The sequence below is a fragment of the Janthinobacterium sp. LPB2021202312-11-4 genome, assembly GCF_037049705.1.
Lineage (GTDB): Bacteria > Pseudomonadota > Gammaproteobacteria > Pseudomonadales > Pseudomonadaceae > Aquipseudomonas.
The window spans coordinates 67,917-88,091 of record NZ_JBAGKV010000012.1 but is presented as its reverse complement, the minus strand read 5'-3'; the positions used below and the strand labels follow the sequence as shown (position 1 = coordinate 88,091).

The window sequence follows — 20,175 nt, the reverse complement described above, 5'->3', positions numbered from 1 at the left end:
CGAAGGCTGCGATCTTTTGATCTTTCTTTCTTTTGATTTCAGCTCGACTTGTTAGCCGGGCTCTGCAAGCGGAATTTCTCTTTGCGTTCGATCTGGACCACCTGAGCGTTGTGCACGGTGATTTCCACTGCGCCGAAACGCAGGTCGCGCAGGGCGCTCTGGATTTCACGCAAAATGGTTGCTTCGCCCTGGCCGTCAACGCTACGTAGGGATGCGCTCATGGTGCTGCTCCTTCGACTGAGAGGTTGCCTGGCAGTGGCGGCACTGCTTGCGGCGTGAGAGCGATAATAGATAGCCGGGGATATTCTTAAAAAGACTATTTAAGAATGTTTATATAACCAGAAGGTATTATTTGACGGGACAAGGGGTTGCGGGGGTGGTTCGCGGTTTTAAGATCAAAAGATCGCAGCCTGCGGCAGCTCCTACGCCGGGCGCATAACCCTGTAGGAGCTGCCGAAGGCTGCGATCTTTTCAGCGGTTAGCAAATTACTGGCGTCCGAGCCCAATCCAGCAGCTCCGCCGGCACTGGCCGGCCAAACCAATAGCCCTGGCCCAGATTGCAATCGTGTTCGAGCAGGAACGCCGCCTGTTCCACTTGCTCGATGCCCTCGGCGTGTACCTGCATCCCCATGCTGTTGGCCAGCGCGATGATCACTCGCACAATCGCGGCGTCGTCCTCATCCCATGGCAACCCGGCAACAAAACCTTGATCGATCTTGAGCTTCTGCACCGGCAAACGCTTGAGGCGCAGCAGCGATGAATAGCCAGTGCCGAAATCGTCGATGGCCAGCCGCACGCCCAGTTCACGCAAGCGATGCATTTGCTCCAGCGCCACTTCCGGATCGTCCATCACCGCGCTTTCGGTGACCTCCAGTTCCAGATACGCCGGGTCCAGCCCGGTTTCGTGCAGTACTTGCGCCACCTGCTGATACAACTCGCGACGGGCAAACAAACGCGAAGACACATTCACCGCGACAAACGACAGCACCACGCCGGCCTGTTGCCATTGGCACATCTGCTGACAGGCCTGTTGCATGACCCAGGCATCGATCTCGGAAATCAACCCGGTGCGCTCGGCCACCGGGATAAATTCTGCCGGCGATATCAACCCCCGTTGCGGATGCTGCCAGCGCACCAACGCCTCGACACCAATCAGACGACTGGTTTTGAGGTCATGGACCGGCTGGTAGTAAACCCGCAGCTCATGCAGTTCCAGGGCACGACGCAGCTCGAAAGCAATCTCGACCCGCTGCTGGGCATGGGCGGTCAACTCTTCGGTATACAGCGCATAACCATCACGGCCGGCACTCTTGGCCTTGAACAGCGCCGAGTCGGCATTGCGCAGCAGTTGCTCGGCGCTCAAGGCGTCGCTGGGAAACAGGCTGATGCCGATGCTGGCGTTAACGAACAATTGATGCCCGTCGATCTCGAACGGCTCCTTGAGGCCATCGATAATCCGCTGCGCCAGCGCCGCCGCCTGCACCAGTTGCGGACAGTTTTCGGCCAGTACCGCGAATTCATCGCCGCCCAGACGCGCCAGGGTGATGCCTGGAACAAACAGGCCTTTAAACCGCGCGGCCACCGCTTTGAGCAACTGATCACCGATGTTGTGCCCGAGGCTGTCGTTGATCATCTTGAAGTGATCCAGATCGATCATCAGCAACGCGCTGCCACGCTTGTGCAACTGCGCCGAGGCCAGCGCCTGCTCGATGCGATCGGTGAACAGCAGCCGGTTGGGCAAGTCGGTCAGCGGGTCATGGTGGGCGAGGTGAGAAAGTTCATGTTCGGAGTTCTTGATCGCACTGATATCGGAAAACACCGCCACGTAATGACTGAGCCGCCCCAGATCGTCATGAATGATGCGGATAGTCTGCCATTGAGGGTAAATCTCGCCGCTTTTACGACGGTTCCAGATCTCCCCGCTCCACTCGCCCGTGCTGCCGAGCGCGGCGAACATCGTCTGATAGAACTCCGGCAGATGGTGGCCGGACTTGAACATGCTCGGCTGCTGGCCCAGCACTTCTTCACTCTGGTATCCGGTAATTTCCATGAAAGCGCGGTTCACATGGACGATCAGGCCTTTGCTGTCGGTGACCAACACGCCTTCGTGGGTGCAGTCGAACACGGCGGCGGCCTGGCGCAGACGCTCGCGGTCTTCAACACGCTCGCGCAATTTCGCACCGATCCCCAGGCAACGGAACAATTTAGCCCGGGCGAGGAAGATCAACCCGGCACTGAGCAAGACCCAGGCGTAACCGTTGATCAGTTGCCATCGCAACAGCTCGGTGGAGCTATCGAAGAAACTGTTCAATAAATAACCACTCAACTGCAGCCAGATGACTGAAATCACCAGGTAGAGCAGCGCTGCACGCAAAGCATCGCGATAGGTTGCAGACATTCGGCCGTCCATGTCCCTACAAAAGGGTTGGAATTATAGGTTAAAGAAACATCAAGCCACTCTTATCTGAAAGCGCGACTGGTTTTATCTGTGGGCTTAGTGATAATGCAACGGCTGTTTTTTTATTTATCGAGGGCCCTATAGCCTATGTGGTACGAAGGTTTTCTCGGCTTGTCGCCCTGGTCACTGGTGGCAGTCACCCTGCTGATGACCCATGTGACCATTGTTGGCGTCACAGTCTATCTGCATCGTTATTCAGCCCATCGCTCACTGGAGCTCCATGCCGGCCTGAAACATTTCTTCCGCTTCTGGCTGTGGCTGACCACGGCGCAGAACACCCGCGAGTGGACCGCCATCCACCGCAAGCATCACGCCAAGTGCGAAACCGTCGATGACCCGCACAGCCCGGTCATAAAGGGCCTTTCTACCGTTTTGCGCAAGGGCGCCGAGTTGTACCGCGCCGAAGCGGAGAACCCGGAGACCCTGCGCATCTATGGCAAGAACTGCCCCGAAGACTGGATCGAACGCAACCTCTACAGCCGTTTCCCGCTGCTGGGCGTGGCGATCATGGGCGTTATCGACCTGCTGCTGTTCGGCACCATCGGCATCACCATCTGGGCCATCCAGATGATGTGGATACCGGTCTGGGCCGCCGGCGTGGTCAATGGCCTGGGCCACGCCATCGGCTACCGCAACTTCGAATGCCGCGATGCGGCGACCAATCTGGTGCCCTGGGGCATCCTGATCGGCGGCGAAGAACTGCATAACAACCATCACACCTATCCTAATTCGGCAAAACTGTCGGTGAAGAAGTGGGAGTTCGACCTCGGTTGGGCCTGGATCCAAGTCTTCAGTTTCTTCCGTCTGGCCAAGGTCCAGCGTGTTGCGCCGATCGCCCACCGGGTCGAAGGCAAAGGCAATCTGGACATGGACACCGCCATGGCCATCCTCAATAACCGCTTCCAGATCATGGCCCAGTACCGCAAGCTGGTCATTGCGCCGCTGGTCAAACAGGAGCTGGAAAAGGTCGATCATTCGGTCCGTCACCAGTTCCACCGCGCCAAGCGTTTGCTATCGCGGGAAACCAGTCTGCTGGACGACAAACACCATATCCGCATCCAGAACATGCTCGAGCACAGCCAGGCGCTGAAGGTAATTTACGAGAAACGCCTGGCCTTGCAGCAGATCTGGGTCAAGACCAGCTCAAATGGTCACGATATGCTTGCGGCAATCAAGGATTGGGTACACGAAGCCGAGGCCAGCGGGATTCAATCCCTGCGCGACTTCGCTGACCAGTTGAAAACCTACTCCCTGCGCCCAGCCGCCGTCTGACGCCGTTGATCGGTGCGCCCCGCTCGCGGGCGCACCCTCCGGAACTAAGCTCCAAATCCCCTATCTCAAAGACACTTCGCCATCCAGGCGGGCCGAGACCTGTTATCAATTATTTCCCACCTAAGCGTGACAGCGCCTGCTGTGGCACAAGAAATAATCGATAAGGGGCCCACGCAGTGGCCGCTTTCGAACCTTAAGCGGCGCACGCCCTTTGAGAATTGTGTCGATGGTCGATAAGAACCTGCAAAACCCCTCCCACCCGCAGTGGCCCGAGGCCGCGCAAACCCTGATGGCGCTGATGCATGCCCAAGGTGAGGTCGCACGCCTGAGCGAACGCGAGCAACTGTTCAGCTCGCTGCTGGTGAGCGTCAACGCGGTGCTCTGGGCATTCAACTGGGAAACCCGCCAGGTGCTTTACGTCAGCCCCGCCTATGAACGGATTTTCGGCCGCTCCGCCGGCCTGCTGCTGGCCGACTACAACCAGTGGCGCGACAGCATTTACCCCGACGATCTGGACTACGCCGAGCGCAGCCTGGCCGATGTATTGGTCAAAGGTGCCGTGGAAGATCGCGAATACCGCATCATCGCGGCCGACGGCCAAGTGCGCTGGCTCAGCGACAAATGTTTCATCAACCGTCAGGCCGAACCGGGGCAACCGGTGATCATCGTCGGCATCGCCGAGGACATCACCGACAAGAAGCAAATGGAAACCGAGCTGCAACGCCTGGCGACCACCGACGTGTTGACCCAAAGCAGCAACCGCCGGCACTTCTTCGAATGCGCCCATCGCGAGTTCGAACAGGCACGCCTGCAAGGCTCGCCGCTGGCATTCCTGCTGCTGGACATCGATGACTTCAAGAAGGTCAACGACACCTACGGCCACCCGGCCGGCGACACGGTGCTGCAACACATCGCCGAAAGCGGTCGTGCGGCGTTACGCCGGGGGGATTTGTTCGGGCGAATTGGCGGCGAAGAGTTCGCTGCGGTATTCCCGGGTTGTGCGCCGGACATGGCCATGCAAGTGGCCGAGCGGTTGCAGCGAGAGATCCAGCGGTTGAGCTTCAGCCATGACGAGCAAACGTTCGGGATCACCGTCAGCCAGGGCCTGACCAGCATGACGGCCGAGGACGAAACCCTCGACAGCCTGTTCGCCCGGGCTGACGCGGCCATGTACGAGGCCAAGCGCCAGGGCAAAAACCGCATCATCTCCGCTTGAGTTCGTGATCGTTCCCCCACTCTGCGTGGGAAAGATCTGGTGAAATTATTTTTTGCGCAACCGCATCAACTCCGGCAACCCGATCTTGAGCAACCGCGCCGTCCGGCTCTTGGCCAATGCCTCAATGCCCTCATGCTCGGTCAGGCGCGCCAGTTGCGCGGCCATGTTCATCACCAGCGCTTCGCGCGAGTAAACCCCACCACCGAGCTGATAGACCGCCGCAATCAGCTCACGCAGCTCCAGCGGCAGGCGCCAGCGCGTGCGCAGCGCCGACCCATATCCCGCGCCGAACCCGGCCAGCGCTTCGCCGACCTCCTCCCACTCGTCCAGCTCACCGCCGGCCTGCTTCCATTCCTGCAAGCAACGCAGCAAGGCCAGATCGCCAAGGCGATGCAGCATCCCCGCGCAATAGCAGCGCTCCTGGTCCAGATCCAGCAGGCGCGCCAAGGTCCGGCCATATTCGGCGGTGCGCAGTGACAGGTCCCAATAGCGTTCGGCGTAGTCCGCCAGTTGCGGATCACTGAGCCGCGCACAGCGCTTGAGCGCCAGCCCCAGAATCAGGTTCATGCTTTGTGCGGTGCCGAGGCGATGCAGCGCCTGGGACAGGGTTTGCACCGCCGCGCCATGGTGCTGCGCCGCACTGTTGGCGGCGGCGATCAGCACGGCGGTGATTTGCGGATCGTTGCGGATTTCACTTTCCAGCCGCGTCAGGTCGAGGCCGTTGGGATTCAGGCTGCGCTGGACCGCCACCTGCACATCGGTCATCAGCGGCGCGCCATCCGTCTGCTCGCGTCGACGCTCCAGAAACACCGACAAGGTCATGCCCGGCGCCAGCGACGGCACTTCACACGACACTTCTTCACCAGCATTGAGCAGCAACTCCTGCAAACGGTGAGTCAGGTTGTCCATGTCCAGGGGTTTGGTCAGGTACGCCGTGGGCGCCAAGGGCAAGGCTTCGCGCACGCTGGCGCTGTCGTTGCGGCTGCTCATCAAAATGAACGGCAACGGCGGATTGCGTTTGCGCTGACGCACGCTGCGCAACACGTTCAGGCCATCGACGCCGGGCAATTCCCAATCGACGATCACCAGGTCGTAAGGCACCTGCGACAGCAGCTCCATGGCTTGCTGGCCATCGGCGCACAGGTCCAGCCGTGCGTCGCAGCGCACATTCAATAAAACCTGCTTGAGCAAGTCCCGGGACCAAGGATCGGCCTCGGCAATCAGCACACGCGGTACGGCAGGTAAAACCACAGCGGTCATTCGCACACTCCAACGGCAATGCTTGAACCTTAGTCAATGCTGGCCATTCGATACAACGCATTTGTCCCGGTTATGTTTCAGGATCATAAAAAAACCCGCCGAAGCGGGTTTTTTGTCGATCAGGTCACACTTGGCATTACAGCTCGGAGAAGCACTCTTCGATGATCGCCAAGCCTTTGTCCAGTTGCTCGTCCGGCGAAGTCAGCGGTACCAGGACGCGCAGAACGTTGCCGTAAGTGCCGCAGGACAGCAGGATCAGGCCCTTGTCGCGAGCCTTGGCCACAACAGCGGCCACGGCTGGCGCGTTCGGTTTGTGGCTGTCGCCATCGACGAACAGCTCGACCGCGATCATTGCGCCCAGGGCACGGACTTCGCCGATCACCGGGTACTTGGCCTGGATGGCTTTGAGGCCAGTCACCAGACGCTCGCCGACTGCCTTGCAGCGATCCAGCAGGTGTTCTTCTTCGAACACTTCCATTACGGCCAGGGCCGCGGCGCAAGCGATCGGGCTACCGGCGTAAGTGCCGCCCAGGCCACCTGGCGCGATGGCGTCCATGTATTCGGCTTTGCCGCACACACCGGCCAACGGGAAGCCGCCGGCGATGGATTTGGCGAAGGTGGTCAGGTCGGCAGCAACGCCCATCTGTTCCATGGCGAAGAAAGTGCCGGTACGGCCAGCGCCGGTTTGCACTTCGTCAGCGATCAACAGAATGCCGTGCTGGTCGCACAGGGCGCGCAGACGCTTCATGAACTCTTTTGGCGCGACGTAGAAACCGCCTTCGCCCTGAACCGGCTCGATGATGATCGCAGCGATGTCACGCGGCTCGGCGTCGTTCTTGAAGATGCGTTCGATGCTGGCGATCGAGTCGTCGACGCTCACACCGTGCAGTTCGTTCGGGTACAGCGCGCGGAAGATGCCGCCTGGCATCAGGCCCATGCCGGCCGAGTAAGGCACGACTTTACCGGTCAGGCCCAGGGTCATCATGGTGCGACCGTGGTAAGCGCCGGTGAACGCGATCACGCCGGCGCGGCCAGTGGCGGCACGAGCGATTTTCACGGCGTTTTCCACGGCTTCGGAACCGGTGGTCACCAGCAGGGTTTTCTTGGCGAAATCACCCGGGACCTTGGCGTTGATTTTTTCACACAGCTCAACGTAAGGCTCGTAGGCCAGCACCTGGAAGCAAGTGTGGGTCAGCTTGTTCAACTGCGCGGTCACGGCGGCGATGATTTTCGGGTGCAGGTGACCGGTGTTCAGCACGGCGATACCGCCGGCGAAGTCGATGAACTCGCGACCTTCAACGTCGGTCACAGTGGCGTTCTTCGCGGACTCGGCGAAGATCGGGTGAATCTGGCCAACACCGCGTGGTACAGCGGCTTCGCGGCGTTTCATCAGGGAAGCGTTAGTCTTGCTCATAAAGTCCTCATTCACCGCTCATCGGGCGGCGTGGTTCAAGGAAAATGCAGCGGGGAGGCAACTACGGCAGCATGCGATGATCGACTGCCACAGCTTTCCCGGCCACAGAGAAATTTCCGTTTGAAGCACGCAAAGGGTCAGCGCTCTCGTGCCCTTTGCGTTTAAAGCAATGCCTAGCCGGGCTTAGATGCCCAGGCAGAGGTATTTGATTTCCAGGTAATCTTCGATGCCGTACTTGGAGCCTTCACGGCCCAGGCCCGACGCCTTGATGCCGCCGAACGGCGCGACTTCGTTGGAGATCAACCCGGTGTTGACACCGACCATGCCGTATTCCAGGGCTTCAGCCACACGGAACACACGGCCCAGGTCACGGGCATAGAAGTACGACGCCAGGCCGAACTCGGTGTCGTTGGACATCGCGATCACTTCGGCTTCGTCTTTGAAGCGGAACAGCGGCGCCAACGGACCGAAGGTTTCTTCCTTGGCCACGGCTGCGTTTTTCGGCACGTTGGTCAGGATGGTCGGCTCGAAGAAGTTGCCTTCCATGACCTTGCCGCCCGCCAGAACAGTGGCGCCTTTGCTGATCGCGTCAGCAATGTGCTCTTGAACCTTGGCCACGGCTTTCTCGTCGATCAGCGGACCCGTGGTAGTGCCTTCTTCCAGACCGTTGCCGATCTTGAGTTTGGCCACGGCCACTTTCAGCTTCTCGGCGAACGCGTCGTAGACCGAATCCTGAATGTACAGACGGTTGGCGCAGACGCAGGTCTGGCCGTTGTTGCGGTACTTGGAAATGATCGCGCCTTCGACGGCCTTATCCAGGTCCGCGTCGTCGAACACGATGAACGGCGCGTTGCCGCCCAATTCCAGGGAAACCTTTTTGATGTCCTTGGCGCACTCGGCCATCAGCTGACGACCGATTTCGGTCGAGCCCGTGAAGGACAATTTGCGGACGATCGGGTTGCTGGTCAGCTCGCTGCCGATGTCGCCGGCGCTGCCGGACACCACGCTGAACACACCGGCAGGAATGCCGGCACGCTGGGCCAGTTCAGCCAACGCGAATGCGGAGAACGGGGTTTGCGAAGCAGGCTTGAGCACCATGGTGCAACCGGCGGCCAATGCAGGACCAGCCTTGCGGGTGATCATCGCGGCCGGGAAGTTCCACGGGGTGATTGCAGCGGTCACGCCGATTGGCTGCTTGATCACGATCAAGCGCTTGTCGGGCTGGTGGCCCGGAATCACGTCACCGTAGACGCGCTTGGCTTCTTCAGCGAACCACTCGATAAAGGAAGCGGCGTAAACGATTTCGCCCTTGGCTTCGGCCAATGGCTTGCCCTGTTCCAGGGTCATCAGGCGAGCGAGGTCGTCCTGGTTTTCGATGATCAGTTCGAACCAGCGACGCAGCTTGTTGGCGCGGTCCTTGGCGGTCAGTGCACGCCAGGCCGGCAGCGCTTTGTCAGCGGCTTCGATCGCACGGCGGGTTTCGGCAGCGCCCATTTTCGGCACAGTGCCCAGAATTTCGCCCGTTGCCGGGTTGTTGACCTTGATCGTCTGACCGTTGTCCGCATCGACCCAAGCGCCATCGATAAAGGCTTGCTGGCGGAACAACTGGGTGTCTTTAAGCTGCATGTCGGCTTTCCTTAACAGCACCGCGACCAGCGCGGAGCGAATTATGATTGTAGAAAGGCGCCCTATAGGCTGCCGTCAGGGAAATCATTCACCGGGCTGAAGCACATAAATAGCGCACTGATCGAAACTCGTGCGGTTCAGCACCCAGACAAGAGCGTTTGAAATCTCGAACGAATCCTAGGATCAATGCCGGTAAAGGACAATAGGGCGTTCGAAAAAAAGAACGAAAACGGCGCATTTGCCTAGTTTTTCTGATCAACGTAGCAAACGCCCGTTACAGCTTGGAAAAACACTGACGATTCAGCAGCATGGACGCCCGCAACGCTTATGAGTATCATGGCGCCCGCTTGCACCAGTAGCTCAGCTGGATAGAGTACTGCCCTCCGAAGGCAGGGGTCGTGGGTTCGAATCCCGCCTGGTGCACCATATAGCAGTCTAGACCTGTCTCAGACAGTCTACGAAACACCCCAAGAAGCCCGCCCCGTGCGGGCTTTCTTGTTTCTGGCTATCCCTCCCTGTCTACCCCTATAACTTCACGCCGTGTATGCCCACGTGTATGCTTTGAGATTCATTGAACTGGAGGCATACACGCAGTGAAGCGTACTGAAATCAAACGCCGCCCACTGGCCGACACTACTCTTGCAGGCTTGGAGGCAGAGAGTGCGACGTACCGCGAGCAAGACGGCAACGGCTTGTATTTTCGGGTCAAGGCAAATGGGCAGAAGTCGTGGGAGTTGCGCTACAAAAAACCAGACGGGAAATGGTCCTGGCTGGGCCTAGGCGGTTACCCCGAAATCAGTGGCTCGCTAGCCAGGCAGAAGGCGGCACAACTGCGGGATGACGCATCGACTGGTAAAAATCCTTTAGTCAGTAAGCAGGCTCGCAAGATTGCTGACCGGGTGGCTGCCAACAACACTTTCGAAGCGTTAGGGCGCGAATGGTTTGAGGCTAGGCGCTCAAGCTGGGAAGCTGGCACGTCCCGTCGAGTCCTTGGAGCCCTGGAGCTTCACGTATTCCCCGTTTTCGGCAAACGCATTTACACAGAAATACTGCCCCTTGAATGGATGGAGTTTCTGCGCGGCATGGAGCAGAAAGGGATCATTGAGCAAATGGGCAGAGTTCGGGCCTTCTGCAAAGAGATCTACGACTTGGCACGAGTGACAGGCCGAGCGATCCACAACCCCCTTGAAGGCCTTAATAAATTTCTTCAGACACGTAGTGCTGAAAATTATGCACACGTATCAATAGAAGAGCTGCCCGCATTACTTCGAGCTATCAACTCTTACCCTCACGCAAAAGATGTCCGTCTTGGGCTTCGTTTGCTTGCTCTGTTAGCGGCACGCCCGAGCGAGATTCGAGAAGCACGCTGGTCAGAAATCGATCTCAACAAAAAGCTCTGGACGATCCCAGCCGAAAGAATGAAGCGTCGGCGCGAGCATGTAGTGCCTCTATCTCGGCAGGCCATTGAATCGATAACGGAGCTGCGCACGCTGACAGGCGCATACCCTCTTCTCTTCCCTGGAAGAAAAGATCGAACCATTCCCCGAAGCAATACTGTCTTTCTGATGGCGCTACGCAGGCTGGGATATGCGGGCCGGCAAACTGGCCATGGCTTCCGTCACATTGCTAGCACGATCCTTAATGAACAGGGATTCGACGAAAACCACATTGAGGCCCAGCTTTCTCATGTCAAAGAGGGAATTGCAGGGGTGTACAACAAAGCGGTGTACCTATCTCAGCGCAAAGTCATGATGCAGTGGTACGCAGATCATCTTGATGAGCTAGTAGTTGGCAATGTCGTGCAAGGCCAATTTGGAAAGGTGATATGAAACTCCTTATCCACTCCCCCCCAAAAAACCGTGTTACGCGTGTTACAGGTGTTACGACAATCTGTAACTTATTGAATATAAAGGGCTTGGCTCACGTTACACGAAGAAATGCTCAACGCTACACGACGTGTTACGCGGTCGAATCGTGTAACAACACTGGCCCAGCCACCTCACTGTTGGTCGAGGAGGACCGTGTCGTGAAACGCTGCATCCATGACGCCAAGCGGGGCCAAGGGGCGGTGAATGGACGATGAGAATATGCCGATTGGCCGCCTGGAAATTGCTGGCTTCGATGTCAGTAATTTGTTGTGGGAACTAGACGACATCGAACAGGCCGTGCGTGAGTTAGCGTTGTATTCGCCGTTTCGAAAGTATTTCAACGAGGCGCTGGAGCTGGCCCATTACGCCACCTCATTCTGGCTTGAGGATGGCCGTTATCCTGATCGAGCAGGATCGGTGGTCGCCACGATGTTTCGACTCCGCGACGAGATCGAGGAACATGCCAGCTACGCCGATGCAGCCTCATTGCCGAGTGTCATACGACGGTTTCATAGCGTTGATCGCAACGCTGCGGACTCGCAACTCGTGGCGACTTACACCCTGGTGCAGAGCATTCAAGCTGTTCAAGTTCTCGCCAACTGGCTGTTTGAAACGGAACTCTACGTCTTCGACCTGGACGCAGACCTCATAGCCCAAATGCAAGTAACAGATCCTAAGAAATATTGCGCACTGGCCGAAAAGGAGCGACTAAAGGATCCAGGCGGGGAAATTGACGCTCGTGAATCCTTCCGCACATTCATGGGCGATGCCGACAAGGCGATCATGCTAGCGAGCCTCTACAGACAAGTTGAGGACATCGACGTATCGAAAGGTAACTTCAATGTGGCCAATTTTCTAAGCGAGGCGCTGAGTAAAGCGTTTTCCGCCAAGGCATCGCAAAGAGGCGCGGCTGCGGGCAAGGCCAACAGGAAGCCGGAGTCAGTAAAGCAGCAGAATGCAGCGGATCTCCGCGAGCGCGTTTGCAAGGCAGCTGATCGTCACATTTTTGCCAATCCTACTATTTCAGCGCGGGAGCTAAAAAAAGCATTGGTAGAACAGGAGGGCATAGCGTCTGAGCCTACCGTCAAAAAATACCTGATCTTGGGTGGATACCTACCTCGATAAATTTCAATCAAAAAGCAAACCGTGTTTGCTTTTTTCCCCCTCTCTAGTCTGTGCCTGTCTCTCACCATATAGGCACAGCTATGAACTCCCCTCTCCAAGAAGTAAACAGCAATACCACGATGGCAGAGCTTTCTCATAAGGCTCCTGCAAGTCCTTACACGTTGCTTGAGCTATTTGATGCCGCCTCCACGCTGATTCGCGTGAAACAGGTCATGGCAATCACTGGTATTGGTCGCGCTACCGTTTACAAACTGATGAACCAGCCTGAGAGCGGTTTTCCACAAGCCGTAAAACTCACCAATAGCACGGCACGCGGCGCGCCTGTAGCGTGGGTTCTGTCCGAAGTCCAAGCATCCTGCAGATGTTCCGCAAGTGCGGTTGTTGAGGGGGAAACTGGAGGTTTCTGTCAGGCATAAAACTGCAGAAAATGTTCGCGAGCATTTAAGGGCTTGGTACAGAGTCCGCGCTCGTGACGTGTTCAGCCGTCGCTTAGCGGCGGTTCTGGAGCAGACGTTATGGGTAGCGGATGAACCGCCATTACGCATTCAAACGATGCAGACCCAGTGGGGAAGTTGTTCACCGAATGGTCGGATTACGTTGAATCCCCACCTTGTCAAGGCGCCACGCGACTGCATTGACTACGTGATTCTTCATGAGCTTTGTCATATTGCCGAGCACAACCACAGTGAGCGCTTCTATCGGTTGAAACAGGTCATGCCAAATTGGGAAAAAGTTAAAGCGCGTTTGGACGGAATGGCTGCGCTTGTCCTTAGCGATTTGCCAAAACTGGATAAAAGCTAGGCCCTCCATCGATTGCATCTCTGTGGAGAGCCCCACAAATTCACCTCTCAGTTTTACCGACCATTTCTTGGGTAGTTTCTTGGGTAGTTGGTTTTTTCAGGCCCGCGCCCTTGAGCTCTCAGGGGGAAACCACTAAGGGTTCAGTTGTTCGTTTTTCTCGAACCATTGCCACCTATCAAAGATCTATAAAAAACCGCCTAAGCGGTTTTTTATCATTCAGTCGTCCAATCAAACTCGTCATATTCCTCATCGTCCTCGTCCCCCTCCTCCAACACCTCATCATCAACGATGTCTTCCTCGGGAACGCCTGCCTCCTGCTTATTCAGCAGAAACTCCTTACGACTCTCAACAATTCCGCGCCTCAGCTCTTCCCCCTTCTGCGGGCAGCTGAACATTTGGGCGATGCGATCGATTTTTTTCGCCACGGCTTCCTCCAACGCATCGGCTATGCCCCGATAGTGCGCGCTTTCGGGGCTTGTTGCCAAATTGGCGGAGGCTCTTTGGCTCAGTTTTTCTTCAGGACCTTGAGTCGGGCGGTGAGGTTTTCGTTAGGGAAACTTTTGTGCAGGGTTTTCAACAGTTCATCGGCGGCGTGGGTTTGACCGGTGTTTTGCAGGCGCAAGACCTCGCGCAATTGATCATCGAGGGCTTTCGCCGGAGCGGCCGCGCGTTTGCTGGCTTTTGCTTCATCAGCCATTTCCGCGTTGATCGATTCGCTCTGTGCAGGGGCAGCGAAATCGGCCATTGGTGCTGCGGGTGCAGGCGCAGATAACGCGCCGGCGGGGGCGGACAAAGAACGTGCGATCGGGGCCGGGGCTTCTTTCTTGGCAGCCGCAAACGACGAGGTTTTAGGCGCCGGGGCTGAGTCAAACTGCGGCTCCTGCTCAGGCGTACGTTGCACCAACGCCAACATCAGCGCCACACCCACCAGGCTGGCAAACGCAACCTGCCAACGGGGTTTTTGGCAAGCCTGGACCCAACGCTGCCAAACATTCGGTTTGCGTACAGGCGTTTCCCGATGTGCAGCGGCCAGGATGAAGGCATCCAGATGCGCCGGTGGGCCATCGCTGCTGTTGTCACGATAGTGCTTCACCACTTCGTCTTCTTTTGTAGAACGGGCGTCAGTCATGTCAGTACCTCCTCGGCCAGCAGCCGACGCAGTTTTTGCTGGGCGTAGCGCAAGCGGCTTTTGACGGTTTCCAGCGGTGTTTCGGTGAGGGCGGCGATCTGCGGCAGGTCGAGGTCGCCGTGGGCGCGCAGCAGGAAGACTTCGCGCTGGTCGGCGGGCAAGGTTTGCAGGGCGGTTTCGAGGCGCTGGGTGTCGCGGCTCAGGCTCAGCAGTTGTTCGGGGTCGGCGGCGTTGTCGATCACGGCGTGGGCCTGTTCGTCGTAGCTGTCGTGCAAGGGGTTGTGGATGCCATGTTTGCGCCAGTGGTCGATCAGTCGGTTGCGGGCAATCTGGTAAAGCCATGTCCGAAAATTCGCCCGGCCTTGTGGCTGACTGGTGCTGCGGATCAGGCTCAGCCAGGTGTCCTGGTAGACCTCTTCGGCCAGTTCGGCTTTGCCACTGAGGCCGAGGAGGAATCGGTAAAGGCCCTGGCGATGGCGGGCGTACAACGTTTCGAACGCCGGCCCATCGCCCGAGCGATAGCGCGCCAGCAGCGATTCGTCGCTGCTGGCATCGGTGCTCAATTCTGGAGCCGTCATATCAGCGATGATCCCTTTCACTCGATGGGGTTGGCAGTGGACAACTGATTCGATGCCGTGGATGTGCGCAGGCTTTGGGCCAACTCAACCAATTGCACAAACTCCGCGCGCAGGCCGAAGCGGTCATCACCCCGAGCGCCACGGGCCAGGGTTTCGGTGTCTTTCAGGCTGAAATCACCGGTGTAACGCCCGTCCTTCAACTGCTGGGAAAACGCTGCCACGGCGGCCGCAAAGCGCAGGTCATCACTCGCTTTACCAACCGAATTGCTGCCAATAGGCCGCTCAATCAAGCGACTCTTCCCACCTTCCGGCAACTGATATCGCACACGCAGCATGGCCATTTCTTCAGACTTTCCACTAGAAACAGCCGTGGAATCACCATACCGCAACGGCTCCAACCACCCTTTCTCACCAGCAGGCACAATTTCATACAACGCCGTCACCGTATGCCCTGCGCCAATTTCACCGGCATCCACCTTGTCGTTGTTGAAGTCCTCACGCTTCAACGCACGGTTTTCATACCCCAACAGCCTATATTCACTGACCTGCGCCGGGTTGAATTCCACTTGCAGCTTCACGTTCTTGGCCACCACATCGAGGGTCGAGCCGAGTTGATCCACCAGCACTTTGCGTGCTTCCCGCAGGTTGTCGATGTAGGCGTAGTTACCGTCGCCGGCATCGGCCAGTTGTTCCATCAGGTGTTCATTGTAGTTATCCACACCAAAACCCAGGGTGGTCAGGGAAATACCGGTTTTGCGTCTATCCGCAGCCATTTGCTTGAGGCTGTCGAAGTCGCTGATGCCGACGTTGAAGTCGCCGTCGGTGGCCAGCAGGATGCGGTTGATGCCTTTGGGAATAAACGCCTGTTGCGCCATCTGATAGGCCAACTCAATGCCCGACGCGCCAGCGGTGGAACCACCCGCCGTCAATTGGTCGATGGCTGTGCGAATTTTCGCTTTTTCCCGTCCGGAAGTGGGTTTCAGAACGACTCGCGATTCGCCGGCATAAACCACTAGAGAAACTCGATCCTGTTCGCGCAATTGATCGACCAATAACTTCAACGTGCTTTTAACCAGCGGCAGGCCTTCACGGCGATCCATCGAACCAGACACATCCACCAAAAACACCAGATTCGCCGGGGCCAACTCTGCCACCGCGCGGTCCGAGGCCTTGATGCCGATGCGCAGCAATCGGGTGTGCGGGTTCCACGGCGACGGCGCCAGTTCAGTGGTCACGCCGAACGGCGAGCCATCGGTGGGCAAGGCGTAATCGTAGGGGAAGTAATTGACCATCTCCTCCAGCCGCACCGCGCCTTCCGGGGGCAGGCGTCCCTGGTTCAGCAAACGGCGGACGTTGGCGTAGGCGCCGGTATCGACGTCAGCACTGAAGGTCGAAACCGGCGCCTCGGCGACGCTGTGGATCGAATTGTCCGCCAGCGCCTCATATTGTTCGCGCTGTTCATCTTGATAGCCCGGAGCGGAAAGCTCAGGCGCATACATCGCCATCGGTGCCGCCCGCACACTGCGCTTGGCCATCGAAGCATCCGCCATGACCGCCTCAGGTTGCACCAGCGCTTCGGTTTTCAGCTCACCTTGAGCCGGTGCCGGTGACGGCGGTGCCACCACGGCGGAATCAGGTTTGGACGAAACACCGCAACCGGCAACCGCCAGCAGCAAGCCGATGGCGAAACCGTGGGCGGCCGGACGCAGGAAATGCACAGGGAGGGACATGGGGGCTGACCTCAGGAGGAAATTGATCCATTCATCCTCTGAGACGGACCGCCCGCCAGGTTCGGGTTAAAGCGCTGAAAAAAGAATATTCAGCGGTCCCTCGGCACAGAAGGCCAGCCTTCAATCGGCCCGCGCCAATCTTCATAAGCCTTGGCACATTGCAGCAACCATTGATCAGCAAAACGCGGGGCGATCATTTGCAAACCGATGGGCATGCCTTGGGCGGTGAAGCCGCAATTGATCGACAGCGCCGGTTGTTCGCCCATGTTCCACGGCACGGTAAACACGATGTGTTCGAACGGCTGGCGCGGGTCGTTGCACGGCGAGGGCCAGTCGGCGGGGAAGCTACTAACCTGGTTGGTGGGTGACAGCACCAGGTCCAGATCGCCGAACACACCGGCGCAGCGGCGGCGAATTTCGAAGGTCTGGTTGAAGCCTTCGACCGCTTGCACCGCGCTCATCCCCGCCGCCGTGGCCGCCCAGTCTTCGATGTAGGGCAAGACCTTTCCCCGCTGAGCCGGGCTCAGGGTTTGCAACTGCGACAACTGACGAGCGCGCCAGAAATCATCGAGCCCGTCCAACAGTTGGCGATCCATCAACGGCCCGATCAAGCGCACCTGCGCCCCATGGGCCGCGAACAGTTGCGCGGCATTGCGCACGGCGTCGCAGACCTCGTCTTCAGGCTGCAAGCCGCAGCCGGGGTCAAGCATCAAGCCGATTTTCAAACCGTTCATCGAGGGTGTTTGCAGGTTCCAGTCCAGCGGCTGAGGCGCCAGGCTGGTGGCGTCGCGGGGGTCGGGTTGGGCCAGGTAGCGCATCATCAAGGCGCAATCCTCGACGGTGCGGGTCATCGGCCCGGCGCAGCGGCCGGTGTAATACGGGTCGATGGGGATACGCCCCAACGTGGGCTTGAACCCGACCAGTGCGCACCAGCCTGCCGGAAGCCGGACCGAACCACCGATGTCGGTGCCCACATGCAGCGGGCCATAACCGGCCGCCGCCGCAGCCGCCGCGCCGGAACTCGAACCGCCGGGGTTCTGGCTAACGTCCCAAGGGTTGCGGGTGATGCCGTGAAAACTCGACAGCCCCGACGACAACATGCCGAAATCCGGCACGGTGGTTTTCCCCAGAATGATCGCCCCGGCCTCACGCAGGCGCGCCGCCGGCGGGGCATCTTCGGTCGCCGGGACCAGCGTCGTGGCGGCGCTGCCCAGGGGAATGCAATCGCCTTGGGTGGCGATCAACTCCTTGATCGTCACCGGCACGCCGTCGAGCATCCCTTGCGGCGCGCCTCTGTTCCAGCGCTCGGTAGAGGCCCGCGCCTGTTCGCGAATACGCTGCGGATCGAAGGCATACAGCGCACCGATGCGGGGCTCCCAGCGCTCGATGTGGGCCAGCAGGTGATCGTAATAGTCCAGCGGCGACAACTCGCGGCTGGCAAACAAGGCCAGCAGTTGCGCGGCGGGTAAATCATGTAATTGCGTCATCGAATCGCCGTCCGTGCCAAAACCCTGTTGCGCACCCTGCAACGTTCTTGCCTTAACGCTCCGAAACCAAGGCCTGACTTGCCTCTTCGGGCTCACGCCCGCCGAAGAACCCGGCGCAGCCAACACCGACAGCCCCCATCACCACGCAATACGCCACGCACACCCATGGGCTCCACGGCATCAGCGCGATCAGCAATAACGGTGTCGTGCTCGCCCACAGGGCATACGCAATATTGTAGGTAAAGGAAATGCCCGACACGCGGATGCGCGCCGGAAACAGGCTGACCATCACCGACGGCACCGCGCCGACCACCCCGCAGCTCAAACCGGCCAGCGCATAGGCCAGGCCCAGCCAGACGCCGCCGCTGATCAAACAGCCATAAAGCAGCGCAATGCCGACCGGCAGCAACACGCTGTAGAGCATGACCGTGCGCCACGCGCCGATCCGATCGACGATCAGCCCGGCCAGCACGCAACCGATGTTCAGGAACACGATGCCCAGGCTGCTCAGGGCAAAGGTGTGGCTCGGGGTCATGCCGAAGCTCTTTTGCATGACGGTCGGGGTAATCACCACCAGCACCACCACGGCGGAAGTCAGTACGCAGGTCAGGATCATCGCCGGCAGCAAACGATGGCGGTGTTCGCGCAGCACCGTGCGCAAGGGCAATTCGGCGTCCGCTTCGCGCCGCGCTTGCAGGGCCATGAACACCGGTGTCTCGCTCAGCCAGCGCCGCAACCAGACGCCGATCACACCAAAGACGCCCCCCAGCAGAAACGGCAGGCGCCAGGCGTAATCGAGGATTTCAGCGGCGGTAAACACTTGCGCCAGCAGTGTCGCGGTCAGCGCGCCCAGCAAGTAGCCGAACGTCAGCCCGGCCTGCAAAAACCCCAGGGCATAACCACGATGGCCGGCCGGCGCGTGCTCGGCCACGAACACCCACGCACTCGGTACTTCCCCGCCCACGGCGGCGCCCTGCAGCACGCGCAACACCAGCAGCAGCAACGGAGCGAAATAACCGATCTGTGCGTAGGTCGGCATGATGCCAATCAACAGGCACGGCAGCGCCATCATCAGGATGCTCAGGCTGAACACCCGTTTACGGCCCAACTGGTCGGCAAAGTGCGCCATCAGGATGCCGCCCAGCGGCCGCGCCAGGTAACCGGTGACGAAGATGCCGAAGCTTTGCAGCAAGCGCAGCCATTCCGGCATTTCAGGGGGGAAAAACAGTTGGCTGAGGGTCAGCGCAAAAAACACGAAGATGATGAAATCGTAGATTTCCAGCGCGCCACCGAGGGCCGCCAGGCCGAGGGTCTTGTAGTCAGACTTGGAAAACTGACTTGCTCGCGAATCAGTAAGGGCGGTCATGGGCAAACTCTGAACAGACGATAAAAAACGACGCTGCGGTAGTAAGGAACGGTTCAAACCGCTCCCCCGCAGCGCGTTATGGTCTACGCAAAAGGAACCACGGACAACCCGACTGTGGCGTTGTACTGCTTTTTAGCTGAAATCTGTCGCCCGTTTAAACAGGTCGCAATCAGCGGTGATAACGGCGCACCACGCTGCTGTTTTTCAGCACGTGGTCTTTGATTTTTTCCAGCAACTGCGCGCGGGTCAGGCCGGCGGGCAAGGCGTCTGGCGCCAGGTCCAGGGCGTAGATCTGAATGACGTAGTGGTGCGCGCTGTCGCCGGTGGGCGGGCAAGGGCCGATGTAAGTCGTGGTGCCCTTGACGTTTGTGCCGCCGACGCCTTCGAGGGCGTTTTTGGCGCCGACACCGGCCGGAATCTGGTGGGTGGTCGGTTTGATGCCGTAATGCACCCAGTGATCGACGCCCTGGCCTTTTGCGCCATCGGGGTCGTGCATGACGATGGCGTAACTGAGGGTGCCCGCCGGGCCGGCGTTCCAGTTCAGGGCCGGTGACTGGTTGTGCCCGCCACACCCTGGGGCGTCGCTGGCGGCAGCGGAGGTGAACAGTCGATCGTCGGTAACACCCGGAATATTGAGGGTGAAACGTTCCTGGGCCTGCACGGGCAATTGCACGCAAAGGGCGACTGCAACGGCCGCCAGCCAAGGGTTCAGAGAGGTCAATCGGGTCATACCGGAGCACCTTGTGCGGGTTAGGCCGTCGTCGGCTGGCAGACTATAGCCGTACCGTTCGCCCGGTGGCAGTGGCAATTGAGCTGAACCTCAGGATAAGGGCCCAACTCAATAG

18 protein-coding genes and 1 tRNA gene are annotated in these 20,175 nt (G+C 58.8%); 7 read left to right on the top strand and 12 right to left on the bottom strand.

Annotated elements, in window-relative coordinates; all coding sequences use genetic code 11:
- Positions 1–38 precede the first annotated feature (38 nt).
- Together oscA and dibA are read right to left on the bottom strand one after the other, a co-directional pair.
- Entirely contained in the window at positions 39–221 is a 183-nt protein-coding gene (oscA, locus tag V5E99_RS14865) for a sulfur starvation response protein OscA (RefSeq protein WP_499803106.1), read from the bottom strand.
- 257 nt (positions 222–478) lie between these two features.
- On the bottom strand, positions 479–2,398 hold the full coding sequence (gene dibA, locus V5E99_RS14860) for a phosphodiesterase DibA (protein ID WP_499803105.1): 1,920 nt from the start codon (positions 2,396–2,398) through the stop codon (positions 479–481).
- A gap of 147 nt (positions 2,399–2,545) precedes the next feature.
- Here dibA and desA point away from each other — a divergent pair, with 147 nt between their 5' ends.
- Both desA and V5E99_RS14850 read left to right on the top strand, forming a co-directional pair.
- On the top strand, positions 2,546–3,730 hold the full coding sequence (gene desA, locus V5E99_RS14855) for a delta-9 fatty acid desaturase DesA (RefSeq protein ID WP_499803104.1): 1,185 nt from the start codon (positions 2,546–2,548) through the stop codon (positions 3,728–3,730).
- 226 nt (positions 3,731–3,956) lie between these two features.
- Entirely contained in the window at positions 3,957–4,946 is a 990-nt protein-coding gene (locus V5E99_RS14850) for a GGDEF domain-containing protein (RefSeq protein WP_499803103.1), read from the top strand.
- Between the two features lie 45 nt (positions 4,947–4,991).
- On the opposite strand, the gene V5E99_RS14845 is transcribed toward V5E99_RS14850, so the two are convergent.
- From V5E99_RS14845 to gabD, 3 genes are all read right to left on the bottom strand, one after another.
- On the bottom strand, positions 4,992–6,206 hold the full coding sequence (locus V5E99_RS14845; protein WP_499803102.1) for an HDOD domain-containing protein: 1,215 nt from the start codon (positions 6,204–6,206) through the stop codon (positions 4,992–4,994).
- A 136-nt stretch (positions 6,207–6,342) separates the two neighbouring features.
- Complete coding sequence (gene gabT, locus V5E99_RS14840; protein WP_123515981.1) at positions 6,343–7,620, bottom strand: 4-aminobutyrate--2-oxoglutarate transaminase; 1,278 nt, start codon at positions 7,618–7,620, stop codon at positions 6,343–6,345.
- A gap of 183 nt (positions 7,621–7,803) precedes the next feature.
- Complete coding sequence (gabD, locus tag V5E99_RS14835; RefSeq protein WP_008148203.1) at positions 7,804–9,246, bottom strand: NADP-dependent succinate-semialdehyde dehydrogenase; 1,443 nt, start codon at positions 9,244–9,246, stop codon at positions 7,804–7,806.
- 349 nt (positions 9,247–9,595) lie between these two features.
- On the opposite strand from gabD, the gene V5E99_RS14830 reads away from it, so the two are divergent.
- The 5 genes from V5E99_RS14830 to V5E99_RS14810 all read left to right on the top strand — a co-directional run bounded on the left by V5E99_RS14830 (position 9,596) and on the right by V5E99_RS14810 (position 13,040).
- Positions 9,596–9,672: transfer RNA gene (locus V5E99_RS14830), tRNA-Arg, on the top strand.
- 167 nt (positions 9,673–9,839) lie between these two features.
- On the top strand, positions 9,840–11,075 hold the full coding sequence (locus tag V5E99_RS14825) for a tyrosine-type recombinase/integrase (protein WP_499803101.1): 1,236 nt from the start codon (positions 9,840–9,842) through the stop codon (positions 11,073–11,075).
- A gap of 243 nt (positions 11,076–11,318) precedes the next feature.
- Complete coding sequence (locus tag V5E99_RS14820; protein ID WP_499803100.1) at positions 11,319–12,239, top strand: hypothetical protein; 921 nt, start codon at positions 11,319–11,321, stop codon at positions 12,237–12,239.
- Between the two features lie 80 nt (positions 12,240–12,319).
- Positions 12,320–12,655 carry a helix-turn-helix transcriptional regulator gene (locus V5E99_RS14815; RefSeq protein WP_499803099.1) on the top strand — a complete coding sequence of 112 codons (336 nt, stop codon included), beginning with the start codon at positions 12,320–12,322 and terminating at the stop codon, positions 12,653–12,655.
- On the top strand, positions 12,612–13,040 hold the full coding sequence (locus V5E99_RS14810) for a M48 family metallopeptidase (protein ID WP_499803098.1): 429 nt from the start codon (positions 12,612–12,614) through the stop codon (positions 13,038–13,040). The genes V5E99_RS14815 and V5E99_RS14810 overlap by 44 nt, the downstream gene beginning before the upstream one ends.
- Before the next feature lie 212 nt (positions 13,041–13,252).
- Here V5E99_RS14810 and V5E99_RS14805 read toward each other — a convergent pair whose 3' ends face one another.
- The 7 genes from V5E99_RS14805 to V5E99_RS14775 all read right to left on the bottom strand — a co-directional run bounded on the left by V5E99_RS14805 (position 13,253) and on the right by V5E99_RS14775 (position 20,060).
- On the bottom strand, positions 13,253–13,525 hold the full coding sequence (locus V5E99_RS14805) for a hypothetical protein (protein ID WP_499803097.1): 273 nt from the start codon (positions 13,523–13,525) through the stop codon (positions 13,253–13,255).
- A gap of 20 nt (positions 13,526–13,545) precedes the next feature.
- Entirely contained in the window at positions 13,546–14,169 is a 624-nt protein-coding gene (locus V5E99_RS14800; protein WP_499803096.1) for a hypothetical protein, read from the bottom strand.
- Positions 14,166–14,747, bottom strand: a complete 582-nt coding sequence (locus V5E99_RS14795) for an RNA polymerase sigma factor (RefSeq protein WP_499803095.1) — start codon at positions 14,745–14,747, stop codon at positions 14,166–14,168. Before V5E99_RS14795 ends, V5E99_RS14800 begins: the two co-directional genes overlap by 4 nt.
- A gap of 17 nt (positions 14,748–14,764) precedes the next feature.
- Complete coding sequence (locus tag V5E99_RS14790) at positions 14,765–16,477, bottom strand: vWA domain-containing protein (RefSeq protein WP_499803094.1); 1,713 nt, start codon at positions 16,475–16,477, stop codon at positions 14,765–14,767.
- Between the two features lie 89 nt (positions 16,478–16,566).
- Positions 16,567–17,964: an amidase gene (locus tag V5E99_RS14785; RefSeq protein WP_499803093.1), complete on the bottom strand. Its 1,398-nt coding sequence runs from the start codon at positions 17,962–17,964 to the stop codon at positions 16,567–16,569.
- Between the two features lie 52 nt (positions 17,965–18,016).
- Positions 18,017–19,330, bottom strand: coding sequence for an MFS transporter (locus V5E99_RS14780; protein WP_499803092.1), 1,314 nt, complete (start codon positions 19,328–19,330; stop codon positions 18,017–18,019).
- 169 nt (positions 19,331–19,499) lie between these two features.
- Positions 19,500–20,060 (bottom strand): YbhB/YbcL family Raf kinase inhibitor-like protein, encoded by a 561-nt coding sequence (locus V5E99_RS14775; RefSeq protein ID WP_499803091.1) that lies wholly within the window; start codon positions 20,058–20,060, stop codon positions 19,500–19,502.
- Between the last annotated feature and the right edge of the window lie 115 nt (positions 20,061–20,175).